Source organism: Maricaulis sp. (assembly GCF_048270265.1).
Lineage (GTDB): Bacteria > Pseudomonadota > Alphaproteobacteria > Caulobacterales > Maricaulaceae > Maricaulis.
In genome coordinates, this window is sequence record NZ_JBLWTD010000011.1 from 53,036 (window position 1) to 65,559 (window position 12,524).

Below are 12,524 nucleotides of genomic sequence, written 5' to 3' on the forward strand. Positions count from 1 at the left end.
CATTCAGCATGACGCATTTACCCCGCGTCGTCTCGCGACGATCATGGGGCGAGTCGTTTGGACGGCCGCAGGGAGATCGCCGCCATGGGTTTCGAGACAGACGCGATCGTGATCGGGGCCGGTGCCGTCGGTCTGGCGACGGGCCGGGCCTTTGCCCTGCGCGGGCATGAGACCCTGGTGCTCGAGGCGCAGGGCGCGATCGGGCAGGGGATTTCCTCGCGCAATTCCGAGGTGATCCATGCCGGGCTCTATTATCCGACCGGTTCGCTGAAAGCGCGGCTCTGCGTCGTCGGACGGCAATTGCTCTATGCCTATCTGGACAAATACCACATCGCCCATGAGCGCTGCGGCAAGCTGATCGTGGCGACCGAGCCGCACGAGGCGGCGCGGCTGGAGGCGATCTTCCGCCAGGCCGAGGCCAATGGCGTCGAAGGGCTGCAGCGGCTCAGTGGCGAGCAGGCGCGGGCACTGGAGCCGGAGCTGCAGGCCACGGCCGCCATCCTGTCCTCCACCAGCGGCGTGATGGATGCCCATGGCTATATGGCGAACATGGCAGGCGAAATTGCCGCGCTGGGCGGTGCGGTCGTGGTCAATACGCCCTTTGCCGGCGCAACCCCGCTGGAGGGCGGCGGTTTTGTCGTGCGCACCGGCGGCGAGGCGGCGACGGAGGTGACGACGCGCTATCTGGTCATCGCCGCCGGGCTCGGAGCCCAGCATGCCGCGGCGACGATCGACAGCTTCCCCGCGGAGAAAATCCCGGCGCTTCACTATGGCAAGGGCGTGTACTTTACGTGTGCCGGCAAGGCACCTTTCAGGCACCTTGTGTATCCTCTGCCCATACCCGGGGCGCTCGGTACGCATTACCGCCGTGACCTTGGCGGCCAGGCGCGTTTCGGCCCCGATCTCGATTTCGTCGAGGCGCCGGACTACACGGTCGACCCGGCGCGTGCGGCCAGCTTCTACGACACGATCCGCCGCTTCTGGCCCGGCCTGAAGGACGACGCCCTGGTGCCCGACTATGCCGGCATCCGCCCCAAGCTGCACGGGCCGGGCGAGCCGCAGACCGATTTCCGCATTGACGGGGCGAATGCGCACGGGATTGCCGGCCTGATCGCCCTGTTCGGGATTGAAAGCCCGGGCCTGACTTCATCGCTGGCGATTGGTGATGAGGTGGTGCGGCGGCTGGTGGATTGAGGGCAGGCGAATGCGCCCGGCGGGCCTGCGGCCCCGGGCATTGCGGACAATCCGCCAGGGGGAGATGGGATGGTGAAGTGTCTGTGTCCTGGCGGATCATCCACAACCCGGTGAAGCCAATTAAGGAAGAGCTCCGGCCCGTCAGCCCTTGCGCTTCCAGCGCCACCCGTCCGATCCGAAGCTGAGCACCGCCGCGTTCCGGACGTGGGCATATTATAGGTCCGCTCCGAGGGGCGGGGATAAATTGGCGATGTTGGTGAGCGGGGTGATTGGCCGCATGGGGCGGAACACTGGCGCCCTTGACCTTGCGCACCGGCTGCGGCCTGATCCGCTCCATTAAATCGGGCGGGGATAAACCAAGATGCGCATTTCGAAACTGGCCTTCATCACGGCGATTGCCGGCGCTGTCGCGACGCTGGTCTTTCCGATCCTGTTCGGCTCGCCGCCCGATCTGGGCGCAGCGCCGATGGCGGATGGCTTCGTCACACCGATCCTGGCGCTGGAATTTGCCCGCTCAGCCGCCGATCTGGCTTTCCTGCAGGGTGAGGGCGCCGAGGCCCTGCGCGGTTTCCTCGTCCACACGCAGTCGCTCGACCGCTTTTTCCCGCTCGCCTATGCGGGCATGGCGGCCATGTTCTTCCTGGCATTGGGCTTGCGCAATCCCGGCCGCTGGCTCGCCTGGGCAGCGCTGGCGGTCGCCCTGGTGACGGTCGGGGCAGACTGGGCCGAAAATGCGGTCATGAACCGCCTGCTGGCCGAACTCGGCGCCGGAGCCGAGCCGAGGGCCAATCTGCTGGCGGCGCTGCACGGACATACCTGGATCAAATGGGGGCTGATCGGGCTCTATGCCGCTCTGTTCAGCGTGCTGCTGTGGCAGGACAAACGCCGCCTGCTGGCTATCCCCGGCGTGGTCGCAGCGCTGGCGATTGCGGTCACCTGGCTGAGCGGATCGAATGGGCAGGTCGCCGAAATCATGAGCACGCTGCTCATTCCCTTCATGCTCACTTTCCCTCTGGCGGCGGTGATGTATCTTCGCGGCAATTCCGCGCCGTCAGAACAGAGCGCGGCCTAACACCACAAAGTCGAGGGAGTCGTGATGAAAGCGCTGGTCAAGGCAAAGCCGGAAGAAGGTATCTGGATGCAGGATGTCCCGATGCCCAAGGTCGGCCCGGACGATGTGCTGATCAAGATCCACAAGACGGCGATCTGCGGCACCGATATCCACATTTACAACTGGGATGACTGGGCCGCCAAGACGGTGCCGACCCCGATGGTGGTGGGGCATGAATATGCCGGCGAGATTGTCGACAAGGGCGCCAATGTGAAGCGCGTCGAGATCGGCCAGCGCGTTTCCGGCGAGGGCCATGTCGTCGGTACGCTGTCGCGCGCCGCGCGCGCCGGACGCTTCCATCTCGACCCCGACACGCAAGGCGTCGGCGTCAATATTCCCGGCGCCTTCGCCGAATACCTCGTCCTGCCGGCCTTCAATGTCGTCAAGCTGCCGGAGGAAGTCTCCGACGAGCTCGGCGCGATTCTCGACCCGCTTGGCAATGCCGTCCACACGGCGCTGCAATTCGACCTCGTCGGCGAGGATGTGCTGGTCACCGGCGCCGGCCCGATCGGGATCATGGCCGCCGCGATTGCCCGCCATGTCGGCGCGCGCCATGTCGTTTTGACCGATATCAACACCCATCGTCTGCACCTGGCCAGCCAGGTCGTGCCGCGGGTCCACACCGTCAATGTCGCGGAGACCAGCCTGCAGGATGTGATGGCCGAGCTGGGCATGACCGAAGGCTTTGATGTCGGGCTGGAAATGTCCGGCGCGCCGACGGCGATCGGCGCGATGCTGGATGCGATGGTGATGGGCGGCAAGATTGCCATGCTCGGCCTGCCATCGAAACCCATTCCGGTCGATTTCGGCTCCCTGGTCCTCAAGGCGATCACGCTGAAGGGTGTCTATGGACGTGAGATGTTCGAGACCTGGTACAAGATGATCGCCATGCTCGAGAGCGGGCTGGATGTCAGCCGGGTGATCACCCATCGCTATGCGGCCGATGATTTCCAGAAGGGTTTCGATGCCATGCGCTCGGGAAAATCGGGCAAGGTCATTCTGGATTGGACACAGCCATGACGGACAAGCGCCCCGGTGAGGCACATCCCGACGAAGCGAGACGCGTGCCGCTGACCGACTATATCGAATACGGCCCGGCCGAAATGCTGAGCCGCGCGGCCGCCTTCGCGAGGAATCTCAAGCGCCGCCGCACCGTGCGTGATTTCGCCGACCGGCCGGTCGATCCGGAAATCGTGAAGCACGCGATTGATGCCGCTGGCACCGCACCCTCGGGCGCCAATCACCAGCCCTGGCACTTCGTGGTGATCCAGGACCCCGCCCGGCGCAAGGCCCTGCGCGAGGCGGCGGAAAAGGAAGAGAAAGCCTTCTATGAAGGCAAGGGCGGTGAGGAATGGCTGCAGGCCCTCTCACCGCTGGGCACCGACAGCACCAAGCCCTTCCTGGAAACCGCGCCGGTGCTGATCGCCGTCTTCGCGCAAAAGCGTGGCGGGGAAAAAGTCGGGCAGTCGAAGAAAAACTACTACATCAATGAGAGTGTCGGGATTGCCTGCGGCTTCATGCTGGCGGCCCTGCACGAGGCCGGTCTGGTGACCCTGACCCACACGCCCAATCCGATGAAATTCCTCACCGAAATCTGCGAACGCCCGGCCGATGAAAAGCCCTTCATGCTGATCGTCGCCGGCTATCCGGCCGAAGACGCGACGGTGCCCGAGCACGCGCTGATCAAGAAATCGGTTGGCGAGATATCGAGCTGGCTTTAGGGGCGCCGTGCCCTCGGGAAAGTGGGCGCCCTTATCGCTGCGTCCGTGCGCAAATCGGGGCTGTTTGCGCCAATTGCTCTGCGACGGACCACAGGCCGATTTCGGCGCGGCGTTCGTCGAGACGGGCTTCATCCTCGATCTCTCCGGCGAGGGCAGGCTCCCCGTCCACGCATGTCGTGTAGGTGCCGTAGGGCAGCGGGCGGTCATGCTTTTGCGCATCCGTGTCGAGGATCAAGGCGTAGGTGGCGCTGCCCAGCTGACCTTCCCTGAAGGCGTTGCCGGCCAATTCGACATAGCGTTGCTGGGTCGGCGAGCCATTGGTGGTGTGCTTGTAGATATTGAAGGCCTGGGCTGAAATCTGCCGTGTCGTCGAGCTCTCCGTCGGGAAGCCGTGGGCTGTCAGATAGTCACCGAGCAGGGCGTCATTCTCGGCTCCCACGCGGCACCAGGTCCGCCAGACGATGGCGATCCCGGTCGGATCGAGGTCAGCCTCATCCACGACCTCGTTGAAATGCGCGCGCTTCCAATTGCCCAGGGCGGTATCCAGAACGGCCCTCCAGGGGATCGCGCCCGCATCCGTGTCGTCCTGAGGCAATTGACCCTCGGCATCGAAGCCAAACGTCGGGCGGGATGCATAGACGCTCGCTGCGAGTTCCGGCAGATTGATCGGGCGCGCGGTACCGCCGGAAAATAATTCAAAGAATGCTGTCGGGTCCGCAGCACCGCAGGTTTCCGCGCTGAAGGCAGGCTGGCGAGTGGCCGAAGTCATTTCTTGTGGCAAGGCCCCGATAGCCAGACCTGATTGTGCGGCTTCCGTTAGGGTCTGTTCGAGCTCTTCAGTGATCATGGCGACCAGCGAGCGCGGGGGCTGGGGCTGTTCGGCCGACCGGGGTGTCTCCTGGGCGTCTGCCCAGCTTGCGATCGATGCAAGGGCGGCGATAGCGACGCTGGACCAGCGAGGCAGCGAGCCGGTCTGGCGGATCGGTTTTGACGGGCCGAACGATGTCTTTGCCATGGCTTCGGATCCTCACAGCCGGGGCTCAAGCCCGTGCAGGTTGTATCCAGAAAACACGCATTTCTTGCTTGCCGTCAAGGCCTCCTATAGGCAACGCCCGGTCCCTTGGGGGCCGGGCGCGGCGTCCGGGGTAGGCGCGTTTTGCCAGGGGGGCCGTCAGGGGCAGGGCGGACTCCCTATTCTCGCACGCGCCGGCGGATCGCGGTGAAGCTCCAGATCAGGGCGATAAGCCAGCCAATCCCGGTCCAGCCCAGCAGAAGGTTGGTCAGGAAGATAGCGAAGCTGTTGTCGTGGCCGCGCAGCAAGGCGATCAGGGTCGGCAAAAAGCCGATGATCAAGACTGCAATCGCGCCTTCGGGGCCCATCAGATGATACTCCATTTCGTTTGTCCTTATCGACTTTCGATATGAAGTTATGCCGATCCGGATCGGGGCGCAAGATGGTGGGGGCGGGATTGTGCGTTGATCTGTCCCGCCCTCCCGGCCCGCGCTGCTCAAGCCGTTACGGGCCGGTCCTCGCGTGGGGACTGTCCGAATTTGCGGCGATATTCGCGGCTGAACTGCGTCGGGCTTTCATATCCGACCTCGAAGGCGATCGCCGTCACGCTTGCGGCGGTGCCCTGCAGGCGCCGCCTGGCTTCCATCAGTCGCAGCGCTTTCTGGTATTGCAGGGGCGTCGTACCCGTGAGCGCGCGGAAATGATCGTGAAAGGCCGAGATGCTCATCCCGGCTTCGCGGGCCAGCCCGGCAATCGTCAGGGGAGCGGTGTAGTCACGCCGGATTCGCGTGATGGCCCGCGCGATCCGGCTGGCTTGACCGTCGGGCTGCATCAGCGCCCGCAAGGCGGCCCCCTGATTGCCGAGCAGAAGACGGTAGTGGATTTCGCGGATGACGAGCGGTGCGAGCACCTCGATATCCATCGCAGACCCGCGCAGCGCGAACAGCCGGGCCATGGCATCGATCAGCGCCGGATCGGCATCGCCAACCACCAGCGCTGTCCGGGATGGCGGGCTGTCCATTCCGGCGAGGTCATCCAGCTCTGACGCCAGATCGCGCAACAGGCCGATATCAAGATCCAAAGCGAGCGCGAGATAGGGCGTTTGCGCTGTCGCCTCGACGACGCAGGCCGTCGCCGGCAAATCCAGACTGACGATCAGGCTCTGTAGCGCGCCGAAGCGGTGGAGGCATTCACCGATCAGGGTTTGCTTGCTGCCCTGGAGGACCAGGCAAAAGAGCGGTTGATAGTCGACGGCGGTGAACTGTGTCGGAACACGGCTCCGGACCAGCGAGAGCGTTGGCACATGGGTTGGTTGTGGCCAGTCATCGAAGCCACAATTGTTGGCATAATCGATCATGTCACGTCGCAACTGCTCAAGATGGGCCATGGCCAACTCCCTGCTGAACCTCCTAGTCCGGCCCACCGTCTGCCGCAAGCGACGGCTTTGCAAATGCGAGGATTGGGCAGGTTTTGTGGAGAATATGGCAGGTGCGCCGGAGCGCTGGCCGCTAGATCAAAGGGGTGAGCACAAGGAGCAGACCATGACCGAAACGTCCCATCCCGTCATCCTGATCACCGGCGGCAGCCGCGGCCTCGGCCGCAGCATGGCGTTGCATCTCGCCCGCCTGGGCGCCGATATCATCCTGATCTATCAGGGCGCGCAGCAGGAGGCCGGGGCTGTCATCGCCGAGATCGGGGCGCTCGGGCGACGCGGCCTGGCGCTGCAGCTGGATATCGGTGACACCTCCGGCTTTCCCGGCTTTGTCGATGCCCTTCGCGAAGTGCTGGAGCGGCAGTGGGGCGGTGCCCGGCTCGATGGCCTCGTCAACAATGCCGGCGTTGGCGTCAACAAGCCCTTTGCCGGGACCAGCGAGGCCGAATTCGACCAGTTGATGTCGCTGCACCTGAAGGGCGTCTTCTTCCTCACCCAGTCCCTGCTTGGCCTGATCCGCAATGGCGGTCACATTCTCAACCTCTCCACCGGGCTGACCCGTTTCACCCATCCGGGCTTTGCCGCCTACGCGGCGATGAAGGGCGCGGTCGAGGTGCTGACGCGTTATTTGGCGCTGGAACTGGGACCGCGCGGTATCCGCGTGAACACGATTGCGCCCGGTGCCATCGAAACCGACTTCGGAGGCGGTCTGGTGCGCGATAACCCGGCGGTGAATTCCGGCATTGCTGCGGCAACCGCGCTCGGCCGGGCCGGACTTCCCGATGATATCGGCGGCGCGGTTGCCAGTGTACTGCTGGGTGATTTCGGCTGGATGACCGGACAACGCCTCGAACTCTCCGGCGGCCAGAGCCTCTAGCCCGATATGAAACAGCCCCGGCTTTGGGGCCGGGGCTGTCTCTGTGTGGTCATGCCGGTTGCCGCCTAACCTTCGACGGACGGAAACTCATAGCCGGCATAGATCTCGCGCAGCTTGGTCTTGAGGATTTTCCCCGTGGCGCCGATCGGCATGTGCTCGATGAATTCCACCGCGTCGGGCAGCCACCATTTGGGCACCTCGCCGCGCAGGTATTCGATGATCGACTCGGCATCCGGCTCGAAACCCTCATTGAGCTGGACGACCAGAAGCGGGCGTTCCTGCCATTTCGGGTGCGGCATGCCGAAGGCGGCGGCCAGGGCGACGGAGGGATGGCCCATCGCGGCGTTTTCCAGATCGATCGAGGAGATCCATTCGCCGCCGGTCTTGATCACGTCCTTGGAACGGTCGGTGATGGTCATGAAGCCATCGCCGTCGAGATAGGCGACATCGCCGGTCTTGAACCAGCCATCATCGGTGAAGCTGTCGGCCCCGGCGCCGCGATAATAGGACGAGGCGATCCATGGCCCCTGGACCTGGACATGGCCGGAGGACTTGCCATCCCAGGGCAGGATATCACCGCCATCATTGACGATGCGCATGCCGACGCCGAACACCAGCCGGCCCTGTTTCAGCTTGATCTTGATCTGGTCTTCGCGATCGAGCTTGTCATGCTTGGGCAGGAGATTGTTGACGGTACCCAGCGGGCTCATTTCCGTCATGCCCCAGCCTTGCTGCATCACGACGTCATATTCGTCCTCATAGGCGCGCAGCAGGGCCTCGGGCAGGGCGGAGCCACCGATCAGGACGCGCTCGACACTGTCGATGCGATTGCCGCTCTTCTGCAGGTATTGCAGCAGGCCGAGCCAGACGGTCGGCACGCCGGCGACGTAATTGACCTGTTCGGTTTCAATCAGTTCGTGGATGCTGGCGCCGTCCATCTGGGCGCCGGGCATGACCAGCTTGGCGCCGTTCATCGGCGCGGCATAGGGAATGCCCCAGGCGTTGACGTGGAACATCGGCACCACCGGCAGCAGCGTGCCGCGGGCACCGACGCCGATCACGTCGGAGGCCGAGGAGGCCATCGCGTGCAGCACGTTGGAGCGGTGGGAATAGAGCACGCCCTTGGGGTCGCCCGTCGTGCCGGAGGTGTAGCACAGGCCGGCGGCGGTGTTCTCGTCGAACATCGGCCAGTCGTATTCGGTGCTCTGGTCGGCGATCAATTCCTCATAGGTCAGGCATTTGGTCGCGACGCCGTCCTTGTAGGTGGCATCGGTCATCAACACCCAGTGACGCACCGATTTGCACTGTTTGGAGATGGCATCGACCAGCGGCGCGAAGGTCTTGTCGAAGAAGACGACTTTCGACTGGGCGTGATCGAGCATCCAGATCAGCTGTTTCGGATCGAGGCGCGGATTGACCGTGTGGATCACCGAGCCGATTCCGGAGATCGCGTAGTAGAGCTCGAAATGCCGGTGTGAATTCCACGCGATGGTGGCGACGCGGTCGCCCTCGCGCACCTTGAGCTTTTTCTGCAGCGCATGGGCCAGCTGTTTGGTGCGCTGGTGCGTGGCGGCATAGCCCTGGCGGTGAATCAGACCGCTTTCGGGCAGGCGGGTGACGATTTCCTGATCGCCATGGCATCGGGCGGCGTGGACCAGAATGTCCGAAATCATCAACGGACGTTCCATCATGTGTGCGCGCAAGGTCATCATGTCTCCCCTAGATATCAACCAGTTTCGCAGTGTTTGTTTTTTTCTTATCAAAAGGCTTCCCGCCCCGCCGCGCAATCCCTTTGCGCGGCGCAAATGAATTGCCTATGCGTTTTGCCTGCGTTTGGCGGCCGCAATCGGCCCGATCAGGAGTGTTGCGACGATGACGTCACCGGTTTCCGACCTGCCCACCCATGCGGATATTCTCGATGCGGCGCGGCAATTGGCCGGTCAGGCCGTGCGCACGCCGCTCCTGCGCAATGATGTGCTCGACGAACGGCTTGGTGCCCGAATTTTTGTGAAGGCGGAATGCCTGCAGCGCACCGGATCCTTCAAGTTTCGCGGCGCCTATAACCGTATCTCCCGGCTGAATGCCGAGGAAAGAGCGCGCGGTGTCATCGCCTACAGCTCCGGCAATCACGCCCAGGGCGTTGCCGCCGCAGCAAGGCTGGTCGGCACCCATGCCACCATATTGATGCCGACCGATGCGCCGGCCGCCAAGGTTGAGGGCGTGCGTTTCTGGGGCGGCAAGGTGGTCAGCTATGACCGCGCCAGCGAGTCGCGCGAGGCGATCGGCGCCCGCATCGCCGCCGAGGAGGGCCGCATCCTGGTGCCGCCCTATGAGGACCGTTTCATCATTGCCGGGCAGGGCACGGCGGGGCTGGAACTGGTGGAGCAAATGGCCGAACTGGGCCTGGCGCCCGATATCGTCTCGGCCCCCGCCGGTGGCGGCGGGCTGATCGCCGGCACCGGGCTGGCGGTCAAGCATGCCCATCCGGACGCGCAGGTCTGGGCCGCCGAACCGGCCGGCTTCGATGATCACCGCCGTTCGCTCGAGGCGGGCGAGCGCGTCAGCAATGACCGCCTGACCGGCTCGATCTGCGACGCCATCATCACCCCGACGCCCGGCGAGCTGACCTGGCAGCTCAATTCCCGCCAGCTCAGCGGCGGCGTCGCCGTCACGGACGACGAAGCGCTGGCCGCAATGGCCTTCGCCTGGCGCCACCTCAAGATCGTGATCGAGCCGGGCGCCGTCGTTGCCCTGGCCGCCGTGCTCTCCGGCAAGCTGGATGTCGCCGGCAAGACGGTCTGCGTGCTCGCCACCGGCGGCAATGTCGACCGGGCGGTGTTTGCGCGGGCGCTGGAGCTGGGGTGAGGGGGCGGCCAGGTGGGCGAAATCCGGCGCCCCACCCAACACATCACTTCCCCCGGAGGCGCGTCGCGAATTCCGGGGGAATAGCCAATTGTATCGGTTGGAGAAGTGCCGCTCGCTCGATTTATTCCGGCACCGTCGCCACCGCTCCCCGCCGCAGATCCTGGTCGATCATCAGCGGTGTCGGCGCATCATCCTGGAGCCGCGTGCGATAGACCTGGACGTTTTCGAGCACGCGCATCACGTAATTGCGGGTTTCCGAGAAGGGGATGCTCTCGACCCAGTCGATCGGATCGATGTCGGGATCGCGTGGATCGCCGTAATTCTCGATCCAGCGATTGGCGCGGTGCGGCCCGGCATTATAGGCCACCAGGGCGAGGATATAGGAGCCGTCATACTGATCGACGACCTCCTCGAGATGGTGCATGCCCAGGGTGAGGTTGTAGTCCCGGTCATCGGTCAGCCAGTTGAAGCGATAGGGCGCACCCATTGAGCGCGCCGTCGCCTGGGCGGTGGCGGGCATCATCTGCATCATGCCGCGCGCACCGGCGCCGCTGACGGCGTCCTGGGCGAATTCGGTCTCCTGGCGGATCACGGAATGGACCAGCGCGTCTTCCGGCCGTCCACCGGTGGTTTGCGGCAGGCTGATGGTCGGATAGGCGCTTTGCGGCAGGATGATGCCGCGCAGGCGCGCCTGTTTCGCGGCGCGGACGGCCTGGCGCATCTGCAGATATTCATTCGCCAGATTGGCCAGCAACACGCCTTCGACCGGATCGGTGATCTGGTCATCGAGCCGGTACATGAAGAGGCGGAAATAGTATTCCTCGCCCTGCTCGGCGAGCAGGCGCATGGCGCGGATTTCCGGACGCGATTCAAAGGCGACCTGTTGTGCCTCGGTCGGCTCCGGCTCGCGCTCCAGCGAGAAGGCGTCGGGCGCATCGGAGAGCTGGGCCAGGGCGAGCTGGCCGTAATAGGCGGTCGAGTGCACGCCGGCCTCGGCATAATAGGTGGCGGCCAGTTCCGGATTGCCGGCATCATCGGCGGCGCGGGCCATCCAGTAGGAGGCACGCGAGAGCGAGACCGGGGTGCCGACATTGTCGCGCAGATGCGTGAAATGCTCCATCGCCTGGTCCGGCTCATTGAGATGCACCAGGGCAAGCCAGCCGGCGATGAATTCCGCATCGGCGAAATCGCCGCCCGAATCCATCCCGTTGGCGCGCGCCAGTTGATAGGCGGTGACATAGTCCTGATCGCGGATCAGGTTCAGGATCATCAGCTTGCGCTCGGTCCACATCAGGCCCAGCGCGCTGGGATTGGCGTGGGCATCGGGCAATTGCAGCAGCAGCGGCAGGACGGTGTCGGTCATGCCGGCGCGGCGGCGCCAGCGAGCGCGCTCATAGGTCAGGCCGGGATCGCTCTGCAGGCTGACCGGGATGCGGTTGACGGCGCGCTCGACGCCGCTCTGGCGGCCGGCCAGGCGCAGGCGGGCATCGGCGAGGTCGTGCTCGGTACCCTGCAGCAGGGGCAGCACGCGGCGCGCGGCCGTCGTCTGGTTGGACCAGATCAGATAATCGATCCGTGCCTGGTGATCCTCAGCCGTCAGGACCGAGCCATGATTGCGATAGAGTTCGCTCTGGACTGCGAGCGGGAGAAAATCGCCGCGCCAGGTCGTGCGCAGCAGGTCTTCGCCTTCCTCGGTGCGGCCATCGGCGAGGAGCGCTTCGGCATAGGCCAGCTTGCCGCGCCCCGTGGTCGGCGGATTGTCCTCGAACCAGGAGATGATGAAGGGGGCACTCAGCCCGGAATCGGCAATCTTCGATTCGGCCTCGGAGCGGATAAAGCTGTCGCGCGGCCAGTTGTCGAGTTCGTCCAGGGCGAGATTGAGTTCCAGGAAGGTGGCGCGTGGATTGCTCAGCACGGTGCGCCATAACAGCACGCTGCGCGCCGCCGTATCGCTCAGGCGCAGGCGGATATCGGCCACCTGTTCCCAGTCCTCGTCATCAGCCGCGTCCAGCCCCTGGCGAAACAGGTTGAAATCCGCATCGCTGAGATAGGTGGAATAATTCTGCGGCTCGGGCCGCATACGTGGCGTCGGCGCCTGTGCCTGCGCGGGCAGGGCGAGCCCGAGCGACAGAAAGGCTGGCAGCAACACCGCCGATAAACAACGCATGATCATAGGTCGCAACTCGGATCCTGAGGGATGAACCCGTCCATCATCCTCCCGAACAGCCCTCACTGTCCAGTCTTGTTGAGAAAGCTTGGCCGCGCGCGGTGCCACCTTTATGGTCGCCCGCTTGCAATCCGGATTTCGGGAC

Annotated in this window: 11 protein-coding genes; 6 read left to right on the forward strand and 5 right to left on the reverse strand. The window is 64.4% G+C overall.

Annotated elements, in window-relative coordinates:
• Positions 1 to 84: 84 nt before the first annotated feature.
• The 4 genes from ACN0YF_RS07920 (at position 85) to ACN0YF_RS07935 (ending at position 4,026) form a co-directional block, all read left to right on the forward strand.
• Positions 85 to 1,194 (forward strand): NAD(P)/FAD-dependent oxidoreductase, encoded by a 1,110-nt coding sequence (locus ACN0YF_RS07920; protein ID WP_417493969.1) that lies wholly within the window; start codon positions 85 to 87, stop codon positions 1,192 to 1,194.
• A gap of 361 nt (positions 1,195 to 1,555) precedes the next feature.
• Positions 1,556 to 2,266, forward strand: a complete 711-nt coding sequence (locus ACN0YF_RS07925; protein WP_417493970.1) for a hypothetical protein — start codon at positions 1,556 to 1,558, stop codon at positions 2,264 to 2,266.
• Between the two features lie 24 nt (positions 2,267 to 2,290).
• On the forward strand, positions 2,291 to 3,325 hold the full coding sequence (tdh, locus tag ACN0YF_RS07930; RefSeq protein WP_417481634.1) for an L-threonine 3-dehydrogenase: 1,035 nt from the start codon (positions 2,291 to 2,293) through the stop codon (positions 3,323 to 3,325).
• Entirely contained in the window at positions 3,322 to 4,026 is a 705-nt protein-coding gene (locus tag ACN0YF_RS07935) for a nitroreductase family protein (RefSeq protein ID WP_417493971.1), read from the forward strand. The genes tdh and ACN0YF_RS07935 overlap by 4 nt, the downstream gene beginning before the upstream one ends.
• 31 nt (positions 4,027 to 4,057) lie before the next feature.
• Here the strand turns inward: ACN0YF_RS07935 and ACN0YF_RS07940 are convergent, their stop codons facing one another.
• The 3 genes from ACN0YF_RS07940 to ACN0YF_RS07950 all read right to left on the reverse strand — a co-directional run bounded on the left by ACN0YF_RS07940 (position 4,058) and on the right by ACN0YF_RS07950 (position 6,425).
• A complete protein-coding gene (locus ACN0YF_RS07940; RefSeq protein ID WP_417493972.1) occupies positions 4,058 to 5,041 on the reverse strand; it encodes a hypothetical protein in 984 nt (327 codons plus the stop codon).
• A gap of 176 nt (positions 5,042 to 5,217) precedes the next feature.
• A complete protein-coding gene (locus tag ACN0YF_RS07945) occupies positions 5,218 to 5,421 on the reverse strand; it encodes a superinfection immunity protein (RefSeq protein ID WP_417481636.1) in 204 nt (67 codons plus the stop codon).
• A 113-nt stretch (positions 5,422 to 5,534) separates the two neighbouring features.
• On the reverse strand, positions 5,535 to 6,425 hold the full coding sequence (locus ACN0YF_RS07950) for an AraC family transcriptional regulator N-terminal domain-containing protein (protein WP_417493973.1): 891 nt from the start codon (positions 6,423 to 6,425) through the stop codon (positions 5,535 to 5,537).
• Between the two features lie 154 nt (positions 6,426 to 6,579).
• Between ACN0YF_RS07950 and ACN0YF_RS07955 the strand changes: the two genes are divergently transcribed.
• A complete protein-coding gene (locus ACN0YF_RS07955; RefSeq protein WP_417493974.1) occupies positions 6,580 to 7,347 on the forward strand; it encodes an SDR family NAD(P)-dependent oxidoreductase in 768 nt (255 codons plus the stop codon).
• A 65-nt stretch (positions 7,348 to 7,412) separates the two neighbouring features.
• Here the strand turns inward: ACN0YF_RS07955 and ACN0YF_RS07960 are convergent, their stop codons facing one another.
• A complete protein-coding gene (locus ACN0YF_RS07960; protein WP_417481639.1) occupies positions 7,413 to 9,056 on the reverse strand; it encodes a long-chain-fatty-acid--CoA ligase in 1,644 nt (547 codons plus the stop codon).
• 163 nt (positions 9,057 to 9,219) lie between these two features.
• Between ACN0YF_RS07960 and ACN0YF_RS07965 the strand changes: the two genes are divergently transcribed.
• Complete coding sequence (locus ACN0YF_RS07965) at positions 9,220 to 10,212, forward strand: threonine ammonia-lyase (protein WP_417493975.1); 993 nt, start codon at positions 9,220 to 9,222, stop codon at positions 10,210 to 10,212.
• A gap of 121 nt (positions 10,213 to 10,333) precedes the next feature.
• On the opposite strand, the gene ACN0YF_RS07970 is transcribed toward ACN0YF_RS07965, so the two are convergent.
• Complete coding sequence (locus ACN0YF_RS07970) at positions 10,334 to 12,379, reverse strand: lytic transglycosylase domain-containing protein (protein ID WP_417493976.1); 2,046 nt, start codon at positions 12,377 to 12,379, stop codon at positions 10,334 to 10,336.
• Positions 12,380 to 12,524 lie beyond the last annotated feature (145 nt).